Below are 25,488 nucleotides of genomic sequence, written 5' to 3' on the forward strand. Positions count from 1 at the left end.
GGGGCGCCGCTGAATGGGGGTTTTGTCGCTTATGCCTGTTGTAGGGAATGTGTAAGTTCGGTTCAGGGAGTGGGTGAGGCCGGTGGTGCCCGGATTGGGCGAGGTGCTCGGGGGAACACGGAAAGGGCCGCCTCCCTGGGACGGGGAGGCGGCTCCTCTTCTTCTGTGCGGCTCAGCTGTTCACGGGAGCTTCTGATCTCCCGCTCGGGTCGCGGCGATGCCCCGGACCACCCCCAGGTCCACCAAGTCCTGCGGGCGGATGTGGAGTTGGTGCGCCGTCGCCTCCACCTCCCCGGGCGGTCGCTTCAGGATCGCCGCGGCCGCCTCCGGCGCGATCACCGAGAAGTAGCTGTCCGGTGCCGCCCAGGTGTTGCCCGGCGCGGCCAGCGCCAGCGCGCCGCCGGAGCCGCCCTCGCCGATCACCAGCGTGGTGACCGGGGTCCGCGCGGCGGCCACCGCCGAGAACAGGTCCGCGATGGCCGCGCCCGCCCCCTGCCGCTCCGCCTCCGCGTCATTGGCCGCGCCCGGGGTGTCCACCAGGGTCAGCACCGGGACGCCGAGCCGGTCCGCGAGCCGGATCAGCCGGGCGGCCGTACGGTACCCGGCGGGCCGGGTCGCCGTCCCCGTCTGCGCCGCGTACGCGACGGTACGGCCCTGATGCGTGCCGAACCCGCACAGCATGCCCTCCTCGTCCCTGCCGCCCGCCCGGTCGCCGCCGATCGCGGCCCGCGCGGTGAAGTAGGCGTCCAAGTACCTTTCGGCGCGCGGACGTTCGGCCGAGCGCGCCCGCCGTACCGCCTCCCACCCCGTCGCCGGCGGCTCCGCGGAGCCGAGCGCCGCCGGTACCGGCGCCGGCGCGGAGGAGGTGTCCGTCAGCAGCCGCAGCCACCGGCCGAGCGTCCCGCGCAGCTCCTCGGGAGGTACGAGCGCGTCGGCCGCGCCCGCCGCGACCTGAGCCTCGGCCGTGTACGCCGCCGGGTCCGCGTCCGCCGGCCGCACCCGGGACCCGGCGAAACCGACCTGCGCGCCGGGCAGCGCCAGCACCACGTCGGCGCCCGCGCCCAGCGTGGCCCAGCCGCCGCCGGTCGTCGGATCCCGCAGGACCGCGATCTGCGCCAGCCCCGCCTGACGGGTCAGCACCGACTGCCGGGCCACCCGCTGGAGCTGGGTCAGTGCGGGCACGCCCTCCTGCATCCGGCTGCCGCCCGTCGCGATCAGCGGGACGACGGGCAGCCGGTGTGCGCGGGCGTGCTCGTACGCCGCCTCCAGCCGGTCCCCGGTGCGCTCACCGAGCGAACCGCCGAGGAAGCCGAACTCGAACGCGATCAGCACCGCCCGCGTCCCCTCGACGAGCGCGGTGCCGCAGACGACGGACTCCTCCTCGCCGGTGCGCTCCGCCGCCCGCAGCCGCAAGGCGTCGTAGCCGCGCCAGCCCAGCGGCCCGTCCGGCCCCGAGTCCCCTTCCGGATAAGGCAGTTCGACGAAGTCGTCGCAGACCAGGGCGAGGACCTCGCGGGCCCGGAGCCGGTCAGTCACGGCCCAGCGCCCGCTTCATGATCTTCCCCATGTCGTTGCGGGGCAGCGCGTCCAGGTGGTGCACCACCCGCGGCCGCTTGTGCGGGGCGAGCCGCCGGGCGACGTGGTCGGCCAGCTCCTCAAGGGTGGGCGGCGCCCCGGGATCGGCCGGGACCACCCACGCCACGATCCGCTCGCCGAGATCCGCGTCCGGCTCCCCGGTCACCGCCGCCTCCCGCACCGCGGGGTGCTCCAGCAGCGCGTTCTCGATCTCCCCGGCGCCGATCTTGTAACCGCCGCTCTTGATCAGGTCGGTGGCCTTGCGGCCCACGATCCGGACGTACCCGTCGGGATCGCGCACCGCCATGTCCCCGGTGCGGAACCAGCCGTCCGCGGTGAACGCGCCCGCCGTGGCGTCCGGCCGGTTGAGGTACTCGGTGAACAGGTTCGGCCCGCGCACCTGGATCTCGCCCACCGTCTCCCCGTCGTACGCGGCGATCGGCGTCCCGTCCTCCTCCACCAGCCGCAGCTCCACGCCCGGCAGCGGCACCCCGACCGTGCCGGGGCGGGCCTCGCCGTCGGCGCGGATGCTGGTGTTCATCAGCGTCTCGGTCATGCCGTACCGCTCGATCACCCGCCGCCCGGTCGCCGCCGCGATCCGCTCGTGGTCGTGGACGGGCAGCGCGGCCGAACCCGACACCAGCAGCCGTGCCGCGCCCAGCGCCCGCGCCAGCCCCGGGTCCTCGGGGAGCGCCTGGGCGAGGCGGTGGTACATCGTCGGCACCCCGAACAGCATGGTCGCCCCGGCGTCCAGCTCACGCGCCACGCCCTCGGGACTGAACCTGCCCAGGTGCCGCACGGACCCGCCGCGCCGGAGCGGGCCGAGGACGCCGAGCACCAGCCCGTGCACGTGGAACAGGGGCAGGCCGTGCACCAGCACGTCGTCCCCGGTCCACCGCCAGGCGTCGGCGAGCGCGTCCAGGGTGTGGGCGACGGCCCGGCGCGGGATCACGGCGCCCTTGGGCGGGCCGGTGGTGCCGGAGGTGTACACGACGAGGGCGGGGTCCTCACCGGTGGCCGGGGCGGGGCGGTGGGCGCCGGTGGCCCGTACGTCGACGTCGACGCGCTCCAACTCCTTGAGCGCGGGCGGCAGTTCGTCGCCGGGGGCAGCCAGGACCAGCGCCGGGGCGCTGTCGGAGAGGATGTGGCCCAGCTCCGTCCCGCCGGACTTCGGGTTCAGCGGCACGGCGGCGACACCCGCCTCCAGCGCGGCGACCACCGCGACGGCGGTCTCCAGCTCCGGTGTCGCCCACACGGCGATCCGGCCGCGCCCCGCGATCCGCTCCGCGAGGGCGCCGGCCGCTGCCGCGAGCTGCGCGTACGTCAGGGACCGCGCGCCGAAGCGCAGGGCCGAGCGGTCGGCCGGGCCGTCGGCCAGGGCCGGGAAGAGAGAGGACACGCGTCGTTTCTCCTTTGCTGTGACCGTCCGTCCCGCACCACGATGCCGCCCCGCGCCCGCCCAGGACGACAGATTCCACCCCACCACCCCGCCCTGTGCCCCTTCTCACCCCACGCCACGGGATGTTTACGGCCCGACGGCGCGTCCGGGACCGTCCGCGGCGGCCCGGCGAGGGCTTCAGGGGAGGGGTGGGCCGGTGCGCGAGGTGAACCAGGTCGCCAGCTGGCTGCGTTTGGTGAAGCCCAGTTTCACCAGGATGCGTTCGACGTGGCCCTCCGCCGTGCGCTGGGCGATGACCAGGGCCTCGGCGATCTGGCGGTTGGTCAGGCCGCGGGCCACCAGCGCCGCGACCTCGGCCTCCCGGCGGGTCAGCGGGCGGGTGTCCGGCGCGGCGGCCGAGCCCCTGGTGGGGCGGCGCGGCTCGCCCAGCGCGTACGCCACGGCGTCGTTGCGCGAGAGCTCCCCGCCCCGCCGGTGGGCCCGCTCGTACGCGGGGTCCCCCAGCGCCGACCGGGCGTGCCGCTCGCTCGCCGAGGGCCGGCCCGAGCCGGTCGGATCGCCCCCGATGTCGTCCCAGATCCGGTCCACCGCACCCCGCAGCACCGCCGCCCGCTCGGCCCGCCCGGCGAGGGCCTCCGCCGCGGCGAGGAGGTCGAGCGTACGGGCGAGGCTCTGGCGCTGGCGGCCGGTGTACGGCAGCCGCAGGCAGCCGCGCGCCTGCTCGGCGGCCCTGTCGTACGCGCCGAGCGACCAGTGCGCGAGGCCCAGCGTGCGCAGCGCCCACGCGCGCGCCCACTGTTCGCCGTGCGCCTCGCACACGGCGACGGCCTCCGCGCACAGCGGGATCGCCTCGGCCGCCCGGCCCCGGCTGACCAGGGTGCAGGCGAGTTCGACGCGGGTGAGGACGACGAAGCCGACCGTCGTGGTGTCCGCGCGGCCCGCGGCGAAGGCGTCGGCCGGCAGGGGCGGCGCGGTCGGCACGGGCAGTTCCGCGTCGGCGGGCGCCGCGCCGAGCGGCGGGTCGGCGCCGGTGAGGACCGCCGCGGACCGGGTGTGCACCAGCGACATCAGCGCGCCCGCCCACATCGCCCGGGTCAGGGCCGTACCGGGGCGGGCGCCCGCCCGCAGCGCGCGGTCCAGCCAGTGCCGGCCCTCGCCCCAGGCGCCGCCCGCCACCCAGTGGAACCACAAAGTCGAGGCCAGCAGCAGCCCGTGCTGGGCCTCGCCCGGGGTGGTCAGGCAGAACTCCAGGGCGGCCCGGACGTCGGCCTGGTCCAGGCGCAGCCGTTCGGTGACCGCGACCTGGTCGGGCCCGAACCAGGCCCGCTCGTACTCGGCGGCCAGCCCCGCGAAGTGGTCGCGGTGGCGCCGCCGGGTGACGGTCACCTCGCCGAGGTCCTCCAGCCGTTCCAGCCCGTAGTCGCGCAGGGACACCAGCAGCCGGTAGCGCACCTGGCCGTCGCGTTCCTCGCGGAGCAGGACCGACTTGTCGACGAGCCCGGAGACCGCGTCCAGCACGTCCGTGGCGCCCAGGCCCTCCCCGCCGCACACCGCCTCCGCCGCGGCCAGGTCGAAGCCGCCGACGAACACCGACAGCCACGCCCACACCAACTGCTCGCGCGGGGTGCACAGTTCATGGCTCCAGTCGACCGCCGAACGCAGCGTCCGGTGCCGGGGCACCGAGGCCGGGCCGCCCCCCGTGAGCAGCCGGTACCGGTCGTCGAGCCGCTCCACCAGCTGGTCCACGCCCAGCGCGCGCACCCGTACCGCGGCCAGCTCGATGGCGAGCGGCAGCCCGTCGAGCCGCCGGCACAGCCGGGCCACCGCCTGCTGGTTGCCCTCGCCGACGGTGAACCCGGGGACCACGGCCGCCGCCCGGTCCGCGAACAGCCTGAGCGCCGGGAACTGTTCGACCGCCGAGGCGCCCAGCTCCCGCGGTCCCGGCGCGGACAGCGGCGGCACCTCGTAGAGCTGCTCGCCGGCCGAGCCCAGCCGGTGCCGGCTCGTCGCGAGGATCCGCAGGCCCTCGGCGGCGGCAGCCAGGGCCTGCGCGAGCCGCGCGCAACCGGGCACCACATGCTCGCAGTTGTCCAGGACCAGCAGCAGGGTGCGGTGGCGCAGGTGCTCGACGAGGACGTCCAGCGGGGGCCGTCCGGTCTCGTTGCGGACCTCCAGCGCGTCCGCGACGGCGTGCGGGACGAACGCGTCGTCGCCGAGCGCGGCCAGCGGCACCAGCCAGACCCCGTCCGGGAACGTCCGCGCCACCTGCTTGGCCACATGGGAGGCGAGCCTGGTCTTGCCGACTCCGCCGGGCCCGGTGAGCGTCACCAGCCGGCCCTCGCTCAACAGCCTTCTGACGTCGGCCGACTCGTCACGCCGGCCGACGAAACTCGTCAGCTCCGCCGGGAAACCGGAGATGCGCCGCGCAGGGGATCCGCCCACGATCCGTCACGCCCTCTGCAGTGATCACGAAACGCGTGCCTTTCCCCGCAGGGTAGGCAGAAGATCCCGACGGCACGTCAGGTTCGGGGATTTCCCGCCTCTACGGGTGACGCCTCCCGCCCCTCCGCCGCCGCCAGGACGGCCTCCACCACCCGGCCCGTGGACCCGGGATGCAGGAACAGGAACAGATTCGGCTCGACCAGCTCCAGTTCCATCACCCGCGGCTCCCCGTCGTCCCCGTCCACCAGGTCCACCCGCGCGTACAGCAGCCCGGCCGGGTCCGGCACGGCCGCCAACGCCCTTTCCGCGACGGCGAGTTCGGCCGGGGACGCGGTCCACGGCTCCAGGCCCGGATGGGCCACCTTCCGCGCGTCGAAGTCGGTGCCCGGCGTCAGCACGGCCTGCTTGCGGCTGGCGTGCAGCAGCCGCCCGCCGAAGAACTGCAGCGCCCGCTCGCCCCGGGCGTCGATGCTGCGCACATAGGGCTGCACCATCGCGGTGAACCCCTCCTCGTGCATCCGCGCGAGGTGCCGCAGCGCCTGTTCGCGCCGGTCGGGGGTGTAGCGGGCGGCGTAGCGGGCGCCGGCGCCGGAGGTGGGCTTGACGACGTACTCGTGGTCGTCGGGAAGTTCGGCGGCCGTGCCCGGCGGCAGGTACCGCGTGGGCACGGTCGGCACGCCCGCAGCGGCGAGGTCCCCGAGGTAGCGCTTGTCGAGGTTCCACCGCACGACGGCCGCCGGATTGGCCAGCCGGGTCGCCCTGCCGCACCGCTCGACCCAGGCCAGGAACTCGGTCGTGCGCCAGCTGTAGTCCCAGGTCGACCGGATCAGCGCGAGGTCGTAGGAGGCCCAGTCGACGGCGTCGTCGTCCCAGTACACGATGTCCGCCCCGGCCCCGGCGGCGGCCAGCGCCTCCCGCAGCACGGGCAGATCGCGGTCGTGGCTGGGTTCGGGCCGGGGGTCGTAGGTGACCAGGGCGATACGGGGCACGGCGGGCTCCAGGGTCGGGGACGGACGTCCGCAGGCTAACCACGCCCCCCGCAACCGCGACAACCGAATTGACCTTCCCCTTCGGTGAAGCCCCAGCATCGGGGCCAGGAACCGACAGGGACAGGGGTGCCCATGGACGACATGGCGAACACGGACGGCGTGGAGGGCGGGGACGGCGTGCGGGGCATGCTCACGATCGGCGCCTTCGCCCGCGCCTGCCGCCTGTCACCGAAGGCACTGCGCCTGTACGACGACCTCGGCCTGCTGCCACCCGCCCGGGTGGACCCGGTGACCGGCTACCGCTACTACGCGCCCGCCCAGTTGGAGCGGGCCCGCCTGGTGGCGTGGCTGCGCCGGATCGGCATGCCGCTGGCCCGCATCCGCGCCGTGTGCGCGCTGGCCCCGGAGCCGGCCGCGCACGAGGTGCGGGCGTACTGGGCGGCGGCGGAGGCGGAGACGGCCGTACGGCGGGACCTCGCCGCGTTCCTGATCGGAGTGCTCACCACGACGTCCAAGGAGACCACGATGCTGGAACTGCGACATGCTGCACACTCGGACCGCGGCCGGGTGCGCCCGGCCAACCAGGACACGGCCTACGCGGGCACCAGGCTGCTCGCGGTCGCCGACGGCTACGGGCCCGGGGGCGGTCCGGCGAGCGGCGCGGCGGTGGCGGCGCTGTCCCGGCTGGAGACGGCGGACCTCGGCGCCGGGAACGTGCTGAACCTGATGGAGGACGCGGTCCGCGAGGCCGCGCACGGCATCACGGGAGAGGACACCGGAACGACCCTGACGGCCCTGCTGTGGACGGGCTCCCGGCTGGCCCTGGTCCACATCGGCGACTCGCGCGCCTATCTGCTGCGCGACGGCGCCCTGTTCCGCATCACCGACGACCACACGGTGGTGCAGTCCCTGATCGACGAGGGACGCCTCACCCCGGAGGAGTCCGCCGGCCACCCCCAGCGGTCGCTGCTGCTGAAGGCCCTGTCCCCGGCCGCCGAGGCGGCGCCCGACCTGCGCCTGCGGGACGTCGAGCCCGGTGACCGCTATCTGCTCTGCTCCGACGGTCTGTGCACGGTGGTCCCCGACGCACGGATCCGCCAGGTCCTCGACGCCGAACCGGACCCGGACGCGGCCCTGCGGTCGTTGATCGACGCGGCGAACGAGGCCGGCGGCCCGGACAACGTCAGCTGCGTGGTCGCGGACGTGGTGGACACGGCGGCGGCCGCCTGACGCGCACCCGTCCGGACGGGAACCCCGCGGACGGGGACCCGGCGTTCACCGTGCCGGTTCCTCCACCTCGACGTCCAGCACCAGCTGGGGCACCCCGTCCGCGCCGAACTGGCGCAGCACCAGGGCGAGGAGTTCCCCGCAGCGCAGGGTGACCTCGCTGCCGGCCGGCAGCGACCCGGCGAGGCTGATCAGCTGCCAGGCGCAGTGGGCCTCCATGAAGCACAGGTCGCGCAGGTCGAGGGCGATCCGGGCGGGGCCCTGGGTGTCCTGCCGGGACAGGGCGCGGCGCAGGACGCGGACGACGTCCGTGCGGGTGCCGGGGTCCGGCTCCGTCACCCGCACGGAGTGCAGCCGGGCCACCCCGTCCAGCACGGCCGAGCCGAAGCGCTGGCGGTCGTACCAGCAGATCGCGGTGAACAGCGGATCGGCGAAGAGCGGTGCCACCGACGCCTCGTAGTCCAGCAGCCGGCTGTCGTCCAGGCCCGCCCTGGGCGCCCAGCTCATGTCGGCGGCGATCCGCAGCCCGGCCCAGCCCTCCCGCTCGGCGCGTTCCACCTCGGCCCGGTAGGCGTCGATGGTGCGCTCCTTCAGGAAGCGGCCGTCGGGCAGGTACATCTGCGGGGTCCGCTTCAACGACAGCTGACCGCTCGCCCTGGCCTGCTCGACCCCGCCGCCGTCCCGGCCGAGGAGGGCGACGACCTCGTCGTCCTGGAGGTCGTCCGGGTCCAGGACCAGCAGCACCTTCTCCTGCCGGGCCAGGCTCGTACGGGTGTAGGCGGTGAAGACCGCCCACGACGACTCGCCGTCGCCCGCGTCCAGGCAGGCGTGGTCGCCCAGCCGCAGCCGCTCGACGGGGACGTTCCGCTCGGGAAGCTCCATGCGCAGACACTAGGCACGGCCGCCGCACGGCCCCCCGGATGATCGCCGATGCCCGACTCGGAACCGGGTTCCGGGCACACCCGTGGGGCCGGCGACCGTTTGCGCCTGGATGGATGCGTGGATCGACCGGTTCACGGGGTGGTGGCCGCCGCGGGACGGGCCGACACCCGCTGGAGCAGACCCCAGGTGAACTCCGCCGTACAGGCGTGCGGGGCGCCGCCCGCGTCGGGGGCCGTGAAGGCCAGGCCCCAGCGGGTGGGCGCGGAGCCCTCCAGCGGGCGGGCCGGCGCGAAGGCGCGGGCCGCCTCGTCGGCCGTGCACGACCAGGGCGTCAGATCCGCCAGGGTGTGCAGGGGCGGGGGCTCGGCGCCCGGGGCGCGGACCAGCCACTCGTTCCACACCGCGCCGCCGCCCGGCGCGAGCAGCACCTCGAAGCGCAGGGCGGGCCACAGCGGCACCGGCCACAGCCACGCCTCGCACTCCAGGTCGCCGACCCTCCGCGTCACCACCGACCCGGGCGCGCCGAGCACCGAGCGGTACCGGGAGGCGGCGGCCCGGGCGCGCGGGGAGCGGACCATCGCCTGCCACCGCTTGTTGGCCTCGCGCATCTCGGCGACCGACACGCCCAGGTCCCGCCGCGCCCGTTCCACCAGGTCCGGGTTGTGGTCGGCCATCCGGCGCAGCAGGACGAGCTGGAAGTCGAGCGGGCCGAAAGGGCCGGGCACGGGCTCAGTGGACGGCATGCGATCCATGGTCGCGCACCGGTCCGCCGGGGCGGCGGCCGTCCGGCAGGAACAGCACCGAGTTGACGTAGCGGGGCCCGCCGCCGGGCAGCACCCGGCGCAGCAGGCCCCGGGAGACGACGTGCGCGGCCTGCGCCTGGTGCGTCCTGAGCGGGAAGTCCGCGAGCGGCACCCAGTGGGCGCCGGGCAGCACCCAGCCGCGGTAGCCGAGCAGGGAGAGGTAGGTGACCACGGGCTCGACCGGCTTGATCCGGCACTCCAGTTCCACGAAGAGCGCCGGGCGGTCGCGGGCCAGGATGCCCGTCGCGCCGCGCAGCACGGCCAGTTCGCCGCCGTCCACGTCGATCTTGATGAAGCCGACGTCCCGCAGCCCCAGCTCGTCCAGCGTCACACAGCCGACGTCCAGCGCCCGGCCGTGGATGTCCCGCCGGACCAGCGAGGACACCCCGCGGTCGCCCCCGTCCCCGGACGGCAGCCACAGCCTCGCCGTACCGGGCCGGTCGGAGGCGGCGGCCTGCACCACCCGGACGTTCGGCGGGGCGCCCGAGGCGAGCAGCCGGGCCAGCCGGGGGACCGGTTCCACGGTCACCACCTGCCGGGCCCGCCGCGACAGCCGGCGCGTCCACGGGCCGTACCAGCCGCCGACGTCCACCGCCGTGCCGCAGGACGCCGGGCACAGCTCGTCGAGCCGGGCCAGCTCCGGCTCGAACCGCGGGTACACCGCCCGGGCCGCGGCGGCGACCAGCCGGACGGGCAGCAGCGGGGCCACTCGGGCCGCGAGGGTCCTGGTCATGGCACCATCCGTTTGAGGAGTGCCTCGTGTTCGTCGTCGGCGACCTGTTCCCCGGAGGACGGCAGCAGCTGCGGGATGCCGTCGAGGATCGGGTAGCGGCGGCGCAGTCTCGGGTTGTAGAGGGCCTCGGCCGGATCGGCGGGACCGTCCGGCGGGAGCAGGTGCAGCGGCCCCTTGTCGAGCGGGCAGGCCAGGATCAGCAGCAGCGGGTCGTCGGGGTTCACGGTGGGGTCAGCTCCTTGGCGCCGAGGGCGGGTGGGGTGCGCGCCGGCCGGTCGTGCCGGGGCATGGACAGCAGGACGGCGATGGCGAGCGCGATGCCCGCGACCCGCAGCGTGAGCTGCAGCGGGTCCTTTGGCAGCGCCTCGCCGAACGAGAGCGTGCCGAGCACCGCCGTGAACAGGCAGGTCACGGTCGTGCACACCGGCACGATCAGCGAGGCCCGGCAGCGCTGGAGCGCCGCCTGCGACATCACCAGACCGAACGCGCCGGTGAACAGCAGCAGATACGGGTACGGCGAGCGCAGCAGCCCGGACAGCGCCCCGCCCCAGCCCTCCGCGGTCAGCCGGCTCGACACCCCCTTGATGGCCAGTGAGCTGACGCCGTACAGCAGGCCCACCGCCACGCCGTACTCCACGCCCGTCGTCGGCAGCCGGTGCCGGTGCCGGGTGCGCCGCTCGGCGGAGTTGTACAGCCACACACCGGCCGCGAGCGTCGGCACGCACACCAGGAGGATCAGCGGGTACGGGGCGTCCTGGCCGACGGCCTCGGGGCCCTCGCGCAGCGACAGCACCACCATCAGCAGCGCGGCGAGGATCGCGACCAGCGCGTACCGCTCGCGGCCGGTGGTCTCCTCGCCCAGCAGCCGGGCGGAGAGCAGCACCAGCAGGACCAGGCCGGAGACGAACAGGCCCTGCGCGGCGGCGATCGGCAGGGTGCGGTAGACGGCCAGCTGGGCGGCGAACCCGGCGGCCAGCGCCAGCGAGCCGCCGATCCACAGGGGGCTGCCCAGCACCAGCCGCAGCAGCCGGGCGGGTTGCCGGACCGTCACCTCCGGCAGCGCGGCCAGCGCCCGTTTCTCCAGGACGAATCCGGTGCTGTACAGGACGTTCGCCAACAGGGCCGCGGCCACTCCCCACCACATGGTCTGCGTCCCTTTCCTAGGTCTTGCGCGCGGGTGTCTTCTGGGCGTGCAGCAGGAGGATCGAGGCGAGCGGGGGTCTGGAGCAGGCCAGCCGGTCGAGCGGGCGCAGCACGCGCGGCACGCCGTGGAAGGGGGCGCCGGCCAGCCGGACCACCTCGAAACCGGAGGCGGCGACGAACTCCCTGAGCGCGCGGGCGGTGTAGAGCCGCAGGTGGCCCACCACCTCGCGGCCCGGACGGCCGTGGATCGCGCGCAGGCTGACCTCGGAGAACACCGGCTGGACGCCCGCCAGGAGCAGTCCGCGGTTGTACCAGGCGGCCAGGTTGGGGGTGGACAGCATCAGATGGCCGCCCGGGCGCAGCACCCGGCGGATCTCGTCGAGCGCCGCGTCGGGGTCCACCAGGTGCTCGACGACCTCGCTGAACAGCACCGCGTCGGCGGACTCCGACCTGAACGGCAGCCCTCCACCGGTGAGTTCACCGCGCACCGGGCGCGAGGGCAGGCGGGCGCTGGCGCGCCGCAGGGCGTCCTGGGACCAGTCGACGCCGATGATGCGGTGACCGGGCAGCAGGGGGGCGGCGACGGCCGCGGCGGTGCCGTCGCCGCAGCCGATGTCGAGGATCGTGCGGGGGCCGTCCGCGCCGGCGAGGGCCGCCGCGAGCATACGGGCCTGCCGGAGGCTGCGCGGTGTGCCGGAGGAGACGGGGACGGCGGGGTCCTCGTAGAAGTCCCGCAGGTCCTTGGGGGGTGCGGTGGTGGTCATCCGGTCACCTCCGTGGTGTGCAGATGGTGCTCGAACAGGTCCCGCAGATGGACACCGTCGCCGTGGCTGAGCAGGGCGCGCGACCAGCGCAGGGCGAGGTGCAGCCGGCCGGCGGTGGAGGCGGAGGTGAAGGTGAGGCCGCGGGGCATCCGGGCCGGGGCGGAGAACCACACCGCCCGGGCGCGGCCCGCCTCCTCGCCGAAGTCCAGCGGGTACGGGATGCGGCCGATGTTGCTGAGCAGCACGGTCGACGTCCAGGGCGCCGCCGCCCGGCGCAGGCCGCGGGTGAGGGCGGCCCGCAGGGCGACGGGGGTGACCGGGGCGGTCAGCAGGGCGGCGCCCCGGCCGAGCTGGGGGCGGGGCAGGGCCTTCAGGGCGCGGGTCCTGGCCGCGGTGCGGGCGAGCAGGTCCGGCAGGTCGTCGGAGTTCAACTCTTCCGGTGCGAAGGGCACTTCGACCAGGCGGGTGCCGTTGCCGATGGGCATCGTCGCGTCCCGGGGGCGGTCGTCGACCGGCATGGTGATGCGCAACGGCCTTGGTGGGACGCCGTGTTCACGGTTCCAGTGGGCGACGGTCAGCGCCGTGGCCACCATCAGCTGGTCGTTGACCGTGTACGGGGCGCCCTTCGGCCGGTGCGGCAGGGGAAGTTCGGTGACGAGCATGCCGTTGCCCGGGGACGGCTCCGGTGCGCCGGGGGCCACCCGGGCCGGGCGGGACCAGTTGGACGGGGTGTCGGCGGGCGGCTCGGCGGCGGGGGCGGGCCGGGCGGGCGGTGCGGCGGGCGAGTTGTCCCGCCCGCCGTACACCTCGGCGGCGGTCGCCAGCACCCGCAGACAGGCGGGGCCGTCGAGGGCGGTGTGGTTGATGGTGAGGAACAGCACGGTACGCCGCGAACGTGTGCCCGCGGCGCCGTGTCCGGCGGCCCCTTTCGGGCCACCGCCGAGATCCGCGCCGGGCGATCCGTCGGCAGGTCCGTATGCGGCTCCGGTTGTCCTGGCCCCGGCGGTATCGGGTCGGGTCGTCCCGGCCCCGGCGGTCTCGGGTCCGGTTGTCACGGGTCGGGTCGTCCGGGCCCCGGCGCTCTCGGCTCCGGCCGTCCGGGCCCCGGCGGCCCCGGCTCCGTCCGTCCCGGACCAGGCCGTACCGTCGGCGTCCGGCAGGGGCCGGGGCCCAGGGGACGGGTCGGGTGCTGAGCCCACCCCGGGGGAGCCCTTCACCGGCGTGGGCTGCGCGGCGGAGCGTCCGCCGGGCGGTGTGGCGGCGCCCGCCGGCCGGCCCGGGGTCCGGCCCCCGCGGGAGCCGGCCGGGGTGCCGCCGGCGGGCGGGGCCGTCACCGCGGCCGTGGCCTCGCTGCCCTCGGCCGGGCCGCCGCCCTGCACCACCTCCAGCCGGATCGGCGGCGACGCCGACAGCGGCGGTACGGCGGTCAGGGCCCGGGTCCGGGCGTCGCGGAGCGCGTCCCGCCCCGGGGGCGGGAAGGCGACCACCTCGACGTCCGGTTCACCGGTCAGCTCCCACTCGTAGCGCAGCCGGTACCACCGGCCCGGGGCCTCCCGCATCAGGATCCGCGGATGGCGCCGCAGCGCCTCCACGAAGGCCGCGCGCAGCCGGTCCGGATCGACCTCGCCGGGCAGGTGCACCTCGATGTGGACGGTCTCCGGCTCCTCCTCCTGGAAGCAGTGCCGGGAGACCTCGTCCACGACGGGGAACGGGATCCGGCCCGGCGGCCGGTGGTCCAGTGCCGTCACGCCCGCTCGCCCCCGTCCGCCGTCCCGGCCCCGTCCCGCTGCCCGCCCTCCGGTTCCCGTACGCTCACCAGCGCCGCGAACAGGCCGATCAGCGCCAGGAGTTGAGCCGCAGGACCGAACGCGCCGGTGGCGTCCCGGACCGGTTCGCCCGCGCCGGCCGCCGTCACCACGCCCGCCGCGACGAACGCCACCAGGGCGATGGGCACCAGCAGTTCGTGCCGTCGCCGGGCCAGCAGCGCCAGCGCCGGTACCAGCAGCGCGAACCAGCCCGCGATCACCGCGGCGACCAGGGTCAGCGCCACCGCGCCCAGCCACAGCCCCGGCAGCGGCGGCAGCGGCTGCGGCTCGTCCCGGTTGGGTTCGCGCCGCCGCCACAGGGCCAGCCCCGCCAGGGCCGCCAGCCCCACCCCGCTGCCGATCAGACCGGCCTCGTAGGTGACCGCGGGCTCGTAGGACAGCTTCACGGTGCCGCCCTCCCCGGCCGGGATCCGCCAGCCCTGCTGCCAGCCGTCGAGCCGGACGGGGGTCAGCTCCTTGCCGTTCAGCTCCGCCCGCCAGCCGTCGTTGAAGTTCTCGTACGTCGTCAGGTAGGACGCCGCACCCGAGCCGACGGTCAGCTCACGACGGTCGCCCAGCCAGTCCTGTACGCCCAACTCCCGCCCGGAAGAAGGTGATTCGGCGATCTCGCCCCGGGTCAGGGTCACCGCGGTCACGGTCAGCGGACCGGCGTCCCCGGCCTCCACCCGGTGCTTCCCGGCCGGCAGGTCCAGGCCGCTCTCCGGGCACAGGGTGACCGCCACCGGACGGCGTTCCATCAGGTCGCCGACGGTGCCCTTGGCGCTCGTCTCGTACAACTGGCCGTCCACCGCCACGACCGGGCCCTTCCCGCACGGCAGCGAGAAGGCGCGGTCCGCCTCCGGCTTCGGCGTGCGGTAGGAGTCCAGCGCCGGGACGTACGCCTCGGTGAGACCCACCGGAAGCTGCATGTCCTCGTCGGCGAACGGGTTGTACAGGGTCAGCGGCGCCGTCTCGGTGATCGTGATGTCCAGCCGGTCCGTGGTGATCGGCGGGAAGGAGACGTTGCCGTTCTCGTCGACGCCCGCGATGGCCGCGCCGTCCGGGGAGCTGATGTGCACCTCGGCCGGGCGGCTGGAGAGCCCGCCGGCCGGCGGCAGCACGATCTTGTCGACCGCCTGCTTGCCCTCCCAGCTCAGACGGATGGTGGGGCGGTCGCCCGCGATCCACGCCGTGGTCAGGTCGCCGTCGGTGAGGTTGCGGGCGGACAGGCCCGCCCCCAGCCGTGCCGTGGAGTCGGCGGTGGCCACGATCCGGTTCTGCTGCTCCGGCGCCACCTCGTACAGCAGCCGGTCCAGCGCCTCGCCCGGCACCGGCACCGCGCTCGCCCGCACCTCGTAGGTGCCCGCGGAACCGGTCGAGAAGATCCGGTGCAGGCCCGCCTCGGTGCCCGTCGAGGACAGACCCGTCGGGTCGGCCGCGCGGGACAGGGAGACGATCTCGGCGCCGGCCGAGGAGTCCTCGGCGTCCGTCGGCAGCCTCAGCAGCCGGGTCACCTGGACGTCCGGCAGCGCGATCTCGGAGAAACCCGCCCCGGTCAGGCCGGCCCGGCGTTCCACCGAGTCGACGATCGTCAGCTTCATCCAGTCGGTCGGACCCTCGGGCGCCCTGACGTTCTGCGCCGTGCCGTCGGGCGCCAGATAGCTGGTCCTGGTGCCCTGTTCGGTCTCCACCCGCACCCGGGTCGGCGCCGGCCGCACGCTCTCCTGCGGCAGCGGGGCCACCTCGAACGCGGCTGGCATGTCGTACTTCTCACCGAAGGCGATCCGCAGCCACTGCCCGTCCGGCTCGCCCAGCGAGCCCTCCGTCCAGGCGGTGTCGGGGTTGCCGTCGAAGGCGTTCACCGGGTCGTACTGCGGCAGGTGGAACAGCCAGCTGCCGTAGGAGGACGCCGACACCGAGCGGGCGCCGCGCAGTTCGGACACCGTCTGGTGGTCCAGGCCCTCGGTCGGCAGGATCTGGTGCGGATCCTCACCGGCGTCCTGCGTCGCGTCGGGCGCGTTGCGCTCGTCGCGGGTGTACGTGTACGACGTGTTGGCGTTGACCAGCCCGAACCGGGTGTCGGCGCGCCGCAGTCCGTCGCCGACCACCTGCACCGGCGGGGAGCCGAGCCCGGGATGGTTGTCACCGGTCAGCACGCTCGCCCGGCCGCGCAGCTCACCGGCGACCGGCAGCAGCGACTCGGGGCCGCCGGAGACCACGGCGGTGTCGGCGACCGACGCCAGCCCCGCCTGCCCGGGCCGCGGCACGTCCTGCGGCGGCTGGTAGATCTCCACCGCCCGCTGCCTCGGGTACAGCCCCTCCACCTGGAGCGGCGTACCGGGAGAGAGCACCCCGCCGGTCGAGACCGGCCCGAAGCCCTTGACCCGCTCGTAGCCGGACTGCTGGAGCGTGCGCTTCACGATGGTGGTCGGCACGTTGCCGACCTGCGCGGGGTCGAGGTCGTTGCGGACGACGACGTAGTGGACGCCCGCCCGGCTCAGGAAGTCGGCCAGGCCCGGGACCTCGGCGCCCGTGGTCAGCGCCTGCTGCACGGCGTCCATGGCGCGCCGGTTGCCGGCCGTGCCGAAGGGCACGTAGTCGCGCTGCGCCCAGCGGGAGTCGGCGGTCACGTCCAGGGGCTGGTCGATGGTGGAGCCCCAGGTGTAGATGCCGTGCGCGGTCGCCGGGACGACCAGCACCCGCGCGTCGGGGGAGTACTCCTCCATCCAGTCCGCCGTGGTCTCCCAGTAGTCGGGGACCTTCTGGAACGAACCCGGGTTCAGGATCGACCCGTTGAGGTACGGCCACATCAGCCCCGGCAGCACCAGCACGGCCGCGACGAGCGGCACGAACCGGCGGCCGGGCACCGGACGGGCGCCGCGCTCCTGGGCGGCCACCCCGACCAGATGGGCCAGACCCAGCACGAGGGCCAGGGCCAGTCCGGTCTGGAACTTGTAGATGTTGCGGAAGGGCACCAGCCAGCCGTCCAGCCAGTCCTGCATCACCCCGTGGAAGGGCGCGCCGAACGAGCCGCCGTACCCGGCGAGCAGCACCAGCGCGACCGTCAGCACGGTCAGCACCAGCCAGCGCCGCTCGGGCATGTCCCGGCGGGCGAGGCCCGCGAGGCCGAGCCCGGCCGCGACCGCCGAACCGAGGATCACCAGGACCGAGGAGGCGACCGCCCAGCCGGCGGGCAGCCAGGCGTCCCCGAAGTGAAGGTAGGCCACCCAGTTGCCGGCCCCGCGCAGTGCCTCGGTGGCCGCCATGGTCTCGGTGGTGGTCTGCGAACTCTCCACGTAGGGCAGGAAGTTCTCGCCGTAGACGCCGAGCAGCAGCAGCGGGATCCACCACCAGGCGGTGGCCAGGATCACCCCGGGCACCCACCAGGAGATCAGCTTGCGCCGCCGCGGACCCGCCGGGCGGGACAGCAGGTACAGGCCGACCGGGAGCAGCGAGGCCAGGGTGGAGGCCGCGTTGACGCCGCCCATGAACGGGATCAGCAGCGCCGAGCGCAGGGCGGCGACCCGGGCGCTGAAGCGTTCGTCGGCCAGCGGCAGCAGCACCCAGGGCAGGAACGCGCCGGGCAGCGCGGCGGCCGAGGTGGAGCCGATGACGACGGTGAAGACCGGCCACAGCGCGTACACGCTGGCGCCGAGCAGCCGGGAGGCCGGGCTGCCGACGCGCAGCCGCTCGGCCAGGCGCAGCGCGCCCCAGAAGGCGACGCAAACGATCAGTGACAGCCAGAGCCGTTCCGCCAGCCACACCGGCAGCTGCACGGTGTCGGCCAGCCAGTAGAACGGCAGCATCGGCCAGAGATAGCCGGCGTACTGGTCGGATATGCCGCCGAAGCCGTTCTGGTCCTGCCAGAGCTGGCCGAGGTCGGACAGGAACCGTCCGGGATCGACGGTCACCCCGAGCTTGGTGTCGAAGGTCTGCCGCCCCGGCTGCACCGCGAGCAGGAGCACGAACACCACGGCCCAGAACCCCAGCAGCCAGTGCCGGGAACGCGGGCCCTCGGGGGGACCCGCCATGGCGGCGGTGGTGGGAACCGCCGCCGGGGGTGGAGCCTGGACCGTGCTCGTCATGGGGGACACCGCCGGAGGATGAGGAGGAGGTTCCAGGTGGCGACCTCGCGGATGCCGGGCGCCTTGACGACCGTCTCCGCGAGGAAGGGCCAGTAGCGGGAGCGCGCCGAGACGACCGTGACGTCGTCGCGTGCGCGCACCTGCCGCAGGGTGGGCCCGATGTGCACGGCGAAGAGGTTCTCGCCGAGGGTGTGCTTGGCGGGCCTGCCGGTACGGCGCCGGTAGCGGGCGCGGGCCCGCTCGGCACCCAGGTAGTGCCAGGGGGCCCATTCGTGCCCGCCCCAAGGCGACAGCCAGTTGGTGAACGACACGTAGATCAGCCCGCCGGGCCGGGTCACCCGGACCAGCTCGCTGAGGAAGGTCTGCGGGTCGGCCACGTGCTCCAGCACGTTGGAGGAGAAGGTGACGTCCGCGACCCGGTCGCGCAGGGGGAGCAGATAGCCGTCGGCGACGACGCTCCCGTCGGGCGGTTTCGCGCCGAGTTCGCCGAGGTCGGGCTCGAAGAGGTAGGCGTGCGCGCCGCGGCGCCGGAACTCCTCCGTGAAGTAGCCGCTGCCGCCGCCGACGTCGGCGACGATCCGCCCGGCGACCCGGCCGTCGTAGGCCTCGACCTGGTCGACGGCGTCCCGGGCGAGCAGTTCGTAGCAGGCCCGGGGGTCCTCCTGTTCGCGCATGAAGGCGCGGAAGAGGCCCAGGGAGCGGCGCAGCGACGGGTCCTTCACCGGTCTCATGACGGGCGGCCCCGCACGGCCTCGGCGGCGACGGCCCGGAACTGGCGCACGGTCCGCTCCCAGCGGTAGCCGGCCGCGTGGTCGCGGGCGGCCTTGCCCATCAGCTCCCGCCGGTGGCCCGACAGGGCCAGGGTGCACCAGGCGGCGGCGAACGAGGACTCGCCGGAGGCGAGCAGCCCGGTCTCCCCGTCGACCACGGAGTCCCGCAGTCCGGGGACGTCGAAGGCGATCGTGGGAGTCTCCCGGGCGGCGGCCTCGGTGACCACCAGCCCCCACCCCTCCACGGCGGAGGGGTGCAGCAGCAGCCAGGCCGCGCACAGCAGCCGGTGCTTCTCGGCCTCGCTCACATGACCCGTGAACTGGACCCCGGGACCGGCCAGTTGCTCCAGCCGGTGGCGCTCGGGACCGTCGCCGACGATCACCAGCCGGCCGCCGGTCACCGGGCGTACCCGCTCCCAGAGCCGCAGCAGCAGGTCGATCCGCTTGTACTCGACGAGCCGGCCGACGGCGACGAAGAGCGGCTCGGGGGAGCGGTCCGCGCGCGGACCGGGCTCCTCCACACCGTTGTGGACGACGCGGATGCGTTCCCGCTCGACGCCGATCGCCCGCAGCGCGTGCGCCGTGGACGGGGACACCGCGACGAGCAGTCCGCGCCGGCGGGCGCCGGTCAGCGCCCAGTGCTCCAGCTTCCGCCCGAGCCGGGCGGCCGGGGCCAGGGGGCCGCCGAACCGCATCCGCCACAGGTCGGTGTGGACGTGGTTGACCAGGCACAGCGTGGGACCGCGGTGCCACAGGGGAGCCAGGTACGGCACCCCGTTGCAGACCTCGACCAGCAGGTCGGTCTCGCCGACCTGGCGGGCGAAGGCGGACCGGGCCCGCAGGTAGTGGTCGTAGGCGCCGCCCGCGGAGACGACCCGGTAGTCGCGGAAGGGTGCGCCCTCCGCCTGCGGGGAGTCGAGGGTCGGGGAGGCCGGGCCACCGCACAGGAGGGTGACCTGGTGGCCGAGTCGGGTCAGGCCGTCGGCCAGCCGGTCGACGAGCAGTTCGGAGCCGCCGGCGGCCTGGTTGCCCAGGTCGCGGTGGGCTAGGAAAACGATTCGGCGCGGATGTGGGGGGAGCGCCGGAAGGTGCTGCGGCTCCGTGGGGAACGGAGCCTGCAGCGGGGATGGCACGTGCTGGGGCATCGGTGCTCCAACATGTCTCGGGGTGCGGAACTCAGCGTGGGGTGGATCGCGCCGATCGTTCACGGCTGGGGTGGGGTCGTGCTCGGTCACGGTGCGGTGGGGTGGGCCGGGACGCGCGTTTTCTGTGGGGGAACCGGGAGCTTTCCACGGACCGGCTGTGGACGGGTTGTGCTCGGGTGGGGTGGACAGTTTTCGCTCCGCCGTTCGCCACGGCTACTCACCCGCGTGACAATTTCCGGCTTTATTAGAGCTGACGTCACGTCACATCATGAGAGACGGCTGCGGCGAATCGGAAGAACCGGGACGCCGCCTCCCCCGTGCCACCAAAACGCCTCCCGCCACGGCCAGGACGAACCCGATCACACCCGCACCGATCGGCAACGTCAGCCCCACCAGCCTCAACAGCCCGCTGTCCTCCTCGGCCCGCTCCACCGCCTCCTTCTGCGTTGCAGTGGTGAACGCGATCTTCCGGCTGTCCAGCAGAACGGCCGCGTCCTTCTCCTCGCCCGGCGCCCGCAGCGTCCGGCGCGGACCCGTCTGTGCGTACAGCACCCGGCCCGTGGACTGGTCGACCACCAGCTCCAGGCCGTGGTTGGAGTACCACTCCTCGGCCAGCACCTGCGGGGTGTCGTCCAGGCCGACGAGCCGCCCCGGCACCAGCCGGGTCCCGGTCTTCGTCGCCGGCACCGACGCGGTGAACCGGTACCCGGAGTACCCCTGGACCTCCTTGGTGCCCCGGTAACTCATCGTGACCGTCCCGCGCAGGGTGTTGTCCCACCAGCGGTAGTCCCGCTTCTCGACGCCGAACGGGAACTTCAGGTACGCCTCGCCCTCGATGTAGGGCTTCTCCTCGCAGCAGTGGACCGGCTCGGTGGTCTTCCGGTCCAGCACCCAGCGGTGCGGCGAGAAGTCCAGCGCGTCGTGCGGATCCTCGGCGGGCAGCGACTTGTCGGTGTCGACCGTCGTGATCACGTCCCACACGGCCTTCTCGCCGTCACTCTCCGCGACGTTTCCGCGCACCCGCTGGGTGACGGTGATGGTCTGGCCGGTGACGGTCGCCACCTTCTCCAGGTCGAAGACGCTGCCGGTGCCCTTGTAGACGGCGGTGGTGTCGATGTCGATCGGGTTCACGGCGGCGCGCGGCTCGACGTACCAGGCGAGCATGGGCGCCAGTACCAGCAGGAACGTGCCGAGACCCAGCAGGATCAGGGAAAAGGGTGAAGCTGTACGGCGCATCCGGGCACTCCAGGGGCTCGGGACGACGCGACGGGGGAGGCGGCCGCGCCGAGGGGAAAGGTGCGCGTGCGAGAAGGGGTGCGACGCGGTTCGGTCCGCGGCACCCGTATGGGCCGGGAACCGTAGGCGCCCCTTGACGTGGTGTCAATGTCATGTTGACACTGGGGCTCGACAGGCAGGGACGGGAAGCCCGGGTGGGGCGACCGAACAGCGGCCACCACGGCCGTCGGCCGAAGCGGCCGTACAGAGAGGCTGACCCTGCGATGTCCAGACTGCTCGCCGCCGCGCTGACCGTCGCGCTCGCCGCCGCCCTGGCGGTCGGCGCCGCGCTCGGCGTGGTCGCCCTGCTGGAGGCCACCCCCGACCAGCCGAACAACCCCCTGATCACCTACGAACAAGCCGGCCAGGGGAGTTGACCCGTGCCGTCCGCCGCCCGCACCGACACCCGCTCGGCCTGGCACGACGTCCCGCGGCTCCAGGTGCGCCGCTTCGCCGCCATCGCCATGGCCGAAGCACCCGAACTCGCCGAGCAGATCATGACCGAGATCCGCCGCGAGTACCCCCATCTGCCCGTGGTCCTCGACGACTCCGGCGAACCGATGGCCCTCGTCGGCATCCGCCGCGCCATCGAGGTCTTCGTCCAGCACCTGGAGACGGCCGAGGGCCGCCCGACCGTACCTCCAGGAGTTTTCCAGGAGTTCGGCCGCGGCGAGGGCCTCCACGGCCGCAGCCTCGACTCCCTCCAGGCCATCTACCGCATGGGCGTCAGACTGGCCTGGCGCCGCTTCGCCGACATCGGCCAGCGCGTCGAGATCCCACCACCGGCCATGTACGAACTCGTCGACGCGGGCTACGAGTACCTCGACGGCCTCGTCGACCAGTCCGTGCGCGGCTACGCCGAGGCCGCCGCCCGCGAGGCCGGCGAACGGCTCCGCCTCCAACGCCGCCTGATGGAATGGCTGTTGGCCGAACACCACCGCGGCGACCCCGCCGACGCCCTCTCCGAGCGCGCCGCCCGCATCGGCTGGCCACTGCCCGGAAAGGTCGCGGTCGGCGTCCTCCTGCGCCCCGCCCGGGAAGCGGTGGCCCCCGCAGTCGGCCAGGGCGTCCTGCTCGACATGGACTACGAGCAGCCCCGCATGGTCGTCCCCGAACCGGACGCGGCCGGCCGCTCCGAACTCCTCCACCGGGCCCTGACCGGCTGGTCCGGCGCGATAGGCCCACCCGTCCCCCTCGCCCACGCGGCCAAGTCCCTGCGCTGGGCGGAAGCGGCCGTGGGACTCATGGAACGCGGCCTGCTGCCCGCCGGCGAGGTCCTCTACTGCACGGAACACACCGAGGCGCTGGTCCTCCTCCAGCCGGAGGAACTCATTGACGACCTCGCCGTACGCTGCCTTGCCCCCCTCCGCCACTGCGGCCCCACCCACGGCCGCCGCCTCGCCGAGACCCTCCTCGCCTGGCTGGAGACCAGGGGCGGCGCCCCGGAGGTCGCCACCCGCCTGGGCGTCCACCCCCAGACGGTCCGCTACCGCCTCCGCCAGATCCGCGAACTGTGGGGCGACGAGATAGACGACCCCGACCGCCGCTTCGAACTCGAACTGGTGCTGCGCGCGCAGCGGTTGAGGGGAGGGGTGGGGGAGTTACGGGCCTGAGCCGTTGACACGGTCCGCAGCCCGCAGCCCGCAGCCCGCAGCCCGCAGCCCGCAGCCCGCAGCCCGTCGTCCGCCGCCTGCCGCCTGCTGCTCAGGGCCAGACCAGCGTGTCCGCGCTGACCGGCGCGACGGGGGAGCCGGCGTGCTTGCCGGTCGCGTCGACGGTGTACGCACCGGGGCGCAGCCGGCCGCCGTCCCTGTTGAACCGGACCTCGGCCGGCTCGGGGCGGGCGACGACAACCTGCGACTCGACGACCGTCCCGACCTCGTTCCTCACCGTGACCAGTACGGCGATCCTCGTGCCGTCGGCGGTGCCCAGCCGGATGACCAACTCCTCACCGGCGAGGCTTAGTTCGGGAACGTCGAGCCGGAGATGCCGCATTCTCCCCGGAGCCCGGACCGGGATGTTCAGCCCGGTCAGAACCCCTGTCACCTCATCGAGTGCGGCCTTGTTGCGCTGAAGGTTCCCGTGATGGTCCGGGACGCGGCGCAACATGTTGCTGTCCATGGGCACGTCCTCCCGGCAGGCCGCGACGAGTGGCACGGTGCCGTCGCCGTAGAGGTGCAGCCCGGCCGCGTAGGTGGGGTGGACGGTGAGCCGGCCGTCCTGGACCCGGGCGGTGGTCGGGGAGTTCTGCTGCGTTCCGACGATGGCGTGCGTGGCGGCGAGGGAGGCGGGGCGAGCCAGCTCGGCCGCGCGCAGATCGGTGTGGAAGCGCATGGCGTCGTGGGTGAGGGCGCGGTCGAGGTCGGGGATGTGGGGGTGCTCGGTGGTCTTGGCGAGCGCGCCGGTCGCCGGGTCCTCGATACAGGCGTACTCCGGGAGGAGTTGGTGGAGGGAGGGGAGGGTGCGGGCGAAGGCGGTGAGGTCGAAGGAGAGGGGGCCGAGGCGCTGATGCGCCCCGTTGACCAGCTGATCGAGCGCCTTCGCCGCGCCGCGGTAGGGGGTGCCGAGGGTGATCAGCTTGCGGGTGTGGGCGGCGCCGCCGCACTTCTCGATGTACCAGCGGGCCACGAGACCGCCCATGGAGTGGCAGACGAAGCTGAGCTGTGCCTCGGGCCCGCCGGCGGCTGCGCGCCAGCGTTCGAGGGCGGGTTCGACGATCTTCGCCAGACGGTTGGCGTTGTAGCGGTTGGAGAGGCGCCAGTCGTAGGGGAGGGGGAGGAGGTTGCCCTGTGCTGCGGGGGTGGACTCGCGGTAGCCGAGGGAGCGGAGGCGGGCCAGGAGCCTGTCGTAGCCCCTGACCGGGGTCCAGATACCGGGGATGAGGTGCAGGTCGTTCATGAGGGCGACGGGTTCGACTCCGTCGCCGGGGTGGTCGTCGCCGATGCCTTCGGGGAGACGCAGGGCGTGGAGGGACCGGCCGAAGGATGTGATCGCGTCGAGGATGGCGCCGGGGGTGGGGGACCAGAGGGGGGCGCCTCGGCGGGAGCGGAGGGTGGTGCCGGTAATGCCGGGGAGGACTACTACGAGGTCATTCGGCATGGGGGGCCTTGGGGTCGTCCGGGGCTTCTGTCGGCTCTTCCGCTTGGGTGCCTGCGAGGCGGGTGACCAGGTGGGGGATGAGGGTGAGGGCTGCGCTGTGGTGGGGGGCGATTTCGGCGAGGGCTGTGAGCCAGGCGGGGATCTGGGCGGGGGTTCGGTCGCAGGCGGACGTGAGGGTTTGGGTGGCGGGTTCGTCGTCGTCACTGGTGGCGGCGAGGACGATGGCGAGGTGGAACTCGGCCTCGGCTGCGAGGGCTTCGGTGGTGGCTGCGGTTAGGGCGAGGAGCGCGGTGGCCTCTAGGGCGGTGAGGTTGGGTGTGCGGGCGGTTGTGTGGAGTAGGGAGGGGAAGAGGGTGGGGTCTTCCAGGGCGTCCAGGGCTGGGGATTCGGCGTTGAGCCGTGCGAGGTGGAGTAGGGAGCGGGCTCGGGTGAGGAGGCGGGTCTGCTTGGGGTCAGTGGGTTCGCTTGACAGGGCTTCGTGGACGAAGTCGTCGAGTAGGTCGTCGCGGCGTTGGCCGAGGAGAGTTCGCTGGTCTTGCGGGGTGGCGTGGGTGAACTGGTAGGCGAGGGCGAGGCTGAGGAGGGGGCGGTAGGCGGTGTCGATGCCTTCTGCTTGGGCGGTTTGGCGGAGGGTGCGGTAGTGGGCAGCGGCTTCTTGATTGAGGCCGAGCAGAGCTTCTTCTACGCAGACGTCCGCTTCGGGGCTCAGGAGTTCTGGGTGCGCCGCTAGGTGGTCCCGCTCGGCTTCGTAGGTATCGGTGCGGATCCAAGCGCGGGACAGCTCCAGCAGCTCGGGGTTGATAGTGAGCCAAGGGGGTGGGGGTGCGCCGGTGAGTTGGTGCCAGTGGCGGTCGAACTCCTCTGGGATGGCGTTGCGGTGGCGGCGGGCCTCTTCGTGCAGAGGCTGGAGAAGTTCCGAGAGTCCTGCAGTTGTCGCCGCCTGTTCGGCATTGGCGAGCCATGCCGCTGCGTTGAGGTCTCCCGGGTTTGCATCAGTGGATCGGTAGAGCAGGAGGATGGCGGCGTTTGACGGTGATGCGTCGCTAAGCGCCTCTGTCCAAGGCTTTTCGGGAGATTGGCCGAGTTCGTTGTATCGGCTACTGAGGTTGTTGAGGGAGCTGGCGAGGTCGGGGAGGTGTGCGGGGTTGGTTTTGACGAGGGCGCGGTAGAGCTGGACGGCTTCTTCGGTTGGGGGGAGTGCGCGGTCGGGGTGTCCGAGTTCGCTGTGGCGGACGCCGAGGTTGTTGAGGGAGCCGGCGAGGTCGGGGAGGTGTGCGGGGTTGGTTTTGACGAGGGCGCGGTAGAGCTGGACGGCTTCTTCGGTTGGGGGGAGTGCGCGGTCGGGGTGTCCG

20 protein-coding genes are annotated in these 25,488 nt (G+C 74.0%); 3 read left to right on the forward strand and 17 right to left on the reverse strand.

Translation table 11 applies throughout. From position 1 onward, the window contains the following. Positions 1-180 precede the first annotated feature (180 nt). The 4 genes from ABT296_RS16615 to ABT296_RS16630 all read right to left on the reverse strand — a co-directional run bounded on the left by ABT296_RS16615 (position 181) and on the right by ABT296_RS16630 (position 6,405). Entirely contained in the window at positions 181-1,536 is a 1,356-nt protein-coding gene (locus ABT296_RS16615; protein ID WP_351927761.1) for a carboxyl transferase domain-containing protein, read from the reverse strand. Further along, positions 1,529-2,974 (reverse strand): acyl-CoA synthetase, encoded by a 1,446-nt coding sequence (locus ABT296_RS16620; protein ID WP_351927763.1) that lies wholly within the window; start codon positions 2,972-2,974, stop codon positions 1,529-1,531. The genes ABT296_RS16615 and ABT296_RS16620 overlap by 8 nt, the downstream gene beginning before the upstream one ends. A gap of 177 nt (positions 2,975-3,151) precedes the next feature. Continuing rightward, positions 3,152-5,416 carry an ATP-binding protein gene (locus tag ABT296_RS16625; RefSeq protein WP_351927765.1) on the reverse strand — a complete coding sequence of 755 codons (2,265 nt, stop codon included), beginning with the start codon at positions 5,414-5,416 and terminating at the stop codon, positions 3,152-3,154. A gap of 77 nt (positions 5,417-5,493) precedes the next feature. Then, positions 5,494-6,405 carry an ATP-grasp domain-containing protein gene (locus tag ABT296_RS16630; RefSeq protein WP_351927767.1) on the reverse strand — a complete coding sequence of 304 codons (912 nt, stop codon included), beginning with the start codon at positions 6,403-6,405 and terminating at the stop codon, positions 5,494-5,496. Between the two features lie 132 nt (positions 6,406-6,537). On the opposite strand from ABT296_RS16630, the gene ABT296_RS16635 reads away from it, so the two are divergent. Next, positions 6,538-7,635 carry a MerR family transcriptional regulator gene (locus ABT296_RS16635; RefSeq protein WP_502977263.1) on the forward strand — a complete coding sequence of 366 codons (1,098 nt, stop codon included), beginning with the start codon at positions 6,538-6,540 and terminating at the stop codon, positions 7,633-7,635. A 45-nt stretch (positions 7,636-7,680) separates the two neighbouring features. Here ABT296_RS16635 and ABT296_RS16640 read toward each other — a convergent pair whose 3' ends face one another. The 11 genes from ABT296_RS16640 to pgfA form a co-directional block, all read right to left on the reverse strand. Next, entirely contained in the window at positions 7,681-8,514 is an 834-nt protein-coding gene (locus tag ABT296_RS16640; RefSeq protein WP_351927769.1) for an MEDS domain-containing protein, read from the reverse strand. A gap of 131 nt (positions 8,515-8,645) precedes the next feature. Then, on the reverse strand, positions 8,646-9,257 hold the full coding sequence (locus ABT296_RS16645) for a hypothetical protein (protein WP_351927771.1): 612 nt from the start codon (positions 9,255-9,257) through the stop codon (positions 8,646-8,648). Further along, positions 9,244-10,050 carry an FkbM family methyltransferase gene (locus tag ABT296_RS16650; protein ID WP_351927773.1) on the reverse strand — a complete coding sequence of 269 codons (807 nt, stop codon included), beginning with the start codon at positions 10,048-10,050 and terminating at the stop codon, positions 9,244-9,246. The genes ABT296_RS16645 and ABT296_RS16650 overlap by 14 nt, the downstream gene beginning before the upstream one ends. Continuing rightward, entirely contained in the window at positions 10,047-10,274 is a 228-nt protein-coding gene (locus ABT296_RS16655) for a Trm112 family protein (RefSeq protein ID WP_351927775.1), read from the reverse strand. The genes ABT296_RS16650 and ABT296_RS16655 overlap by 4 nt, the downstream gene beginning before the upstream one ends. Continuing rightward, positions 10,271-11,182 carry a hypothetical protein gene (locus ABT296_RS16660; protein WP_351927863.1) on the reverse strand — a complete coding sequence of 304 codons (912 nt, stop codon included), beginning with the start codon at positions 11,180-11,182 and terminating at the stop codon, positions 10,271-10,273. Before ABT296_RS16660 ends, ABT296_RS16655 begins: the two co-directional genes overlap by 4 nt. A 28-nt stretch (positions 11,183-11,210) precedes the next feature. Beyond that, positions 11,211-11,957, reverse strand: a complete 747-nt coding sequence (locus ABT296_RS16665) for a class I SAM-dependent methyltransferase (protein WP_351927777.1) — start codon at positions 11,955-11,957, stop codon at positions 11,211-11,213. After that, positions 11,954-13,705 carry a hypothetical protein gene (locus ABT296_RS16670; RefSeq protein ID WP_351927779.1) on the reverse strand — a complete coding sequence of 584 codons (1,752 nt, stop codon included), beginning with the start codon at positions 13,703-13,705 and terminating at the stop codon, positions 11,954-11,956. Before ABT296_RS16670 ends, ABT296_RS16665 begins: the two co-directional genes overlap by 4 nt. Continuing rightward, positions 13,702-17,847, reverse strand: a complete 4,146-nt coding sequence (locus tag ABT296_RS16675; protein ID WP_351927781.1) for an alpha-(1->3)-arabinofuranosyltransferase domain-containing protein — start codon at positions 17,845-17,847, stop codon at positions 13,702-13,704. Before ABT296_RS16675 ends, ABT296_RS16670 begins: the two co-directional genes overlap by 4 nt. Next, positions 17,844-18,578 carry a class I SAM-dependent methyltransferase gene (locus ABT296_RS16680; RefSeq protein WP_351927783.1) on the reverse strand — a complete coding sequence of 245 codons (735 nt, stop codon included), beginning with the start codon at positions 18,576-18,578 and terminating at the stop codon, positions 17,844-17,846. The genes ABT296_RS16675 and ABT296_RS16680 overlap by 4 nt, the downstream gene beginning before the upstream one ends. Beyond that, positions 18,575-19,762 carry a glycosyltransferase family 4 protein gene (locus ABT296_RS16685; protein WP_351927785.1) on the reverse strand — a complete coding sequence of 396 codons (1,188 nt, stop codon included), beginning with the start codon at positions 19,760-19,762 and terminating at the stop codon, positions 18,575-18,577. Before ABT296_RS16685 ends, ABT296_RS16680 begins: the two co-directional genes overlap by 4 nt. A gap of 261 nt (positions 19,763-20,023) precedes the next feature. Then, positions 20,024-20,998, reverse strand: coding sequence for a cell envelope lipid trafficking protein PgfA (gene pgfA / locus ABT296_RS16690; RefSeq protein WP_351927787.1), 975 nt, complete (start codon positions 20,996-20,998; stop codon positions 20,024-20,026). 263 nt (positions 20,999-21,261) lie between these two features. Here pgfA and ABT296_RS16695 point away from each other — a divergent pair, with 263 nt between their 5' ends. Next, complete coding sequence (locus tag ABT296_RS16695) at positions 21,262-21,414, forward strand: hypothetical protein (protein WP_015660618.1); 153 nt, start codon at positions 21,262-21,264, stop codon at positions 21,412-21,414. A gap of 3 nt (positions 21,415-21,417) precedes the next feature. Next, positions 21,418-22,650 carry a PucR family transcriptional regulator gene (locus tag ABT296_RS16700; RefSeq protein ID WP_351927790.1) on the forward strand — a complete coding sequence of 411 codons (1,233 nt, stop codon included), beginning with the start codon at positions 21,418-21,420 and terminating at the stop codon, positions 22,648-22,650. A 91-nt stretch (positions 22,651-22,741) separates the two neighbouring features. Here ABT296_RS16700 and ABT296_RS16705 read toward each other — a convergent pair whose 3' ends face one another. Both ABT296_RS16705 and ABT296_RS16710 read right to left on the reverse strand, forming a co-directional pair. Further along, a complete protein-coding gene (locus tag ABT296_RS16705; RefSeq protein ID WP_351927792.1) occupies positions 22,742-24,136 on the reverse strand; it encodes an esterase/lipase family protein in 1,395 nt (464 codons plus the stop codon). After that, on the reverse strand, positions 24,126-25,488 hold a 1,363-nt coding region (locus ABT296_RS16710), incomplete at its 5' end, for a tetratricopeptide repeat protein (RefSeq protein ID WP_351927794.1). The genes ABT296_RS16705 and ABT296_RS16710, both read right to left, overlap by 11 nt.

The sequence above is a fragment of the Streptomyces sp. NPDC000983 genome (assembly GCF_040299205.1).
GTDB lineage: Bacteria > Actinomycetota > Actinomycetes > Streptomycetales > Streptomycetaceae > Streptomyces.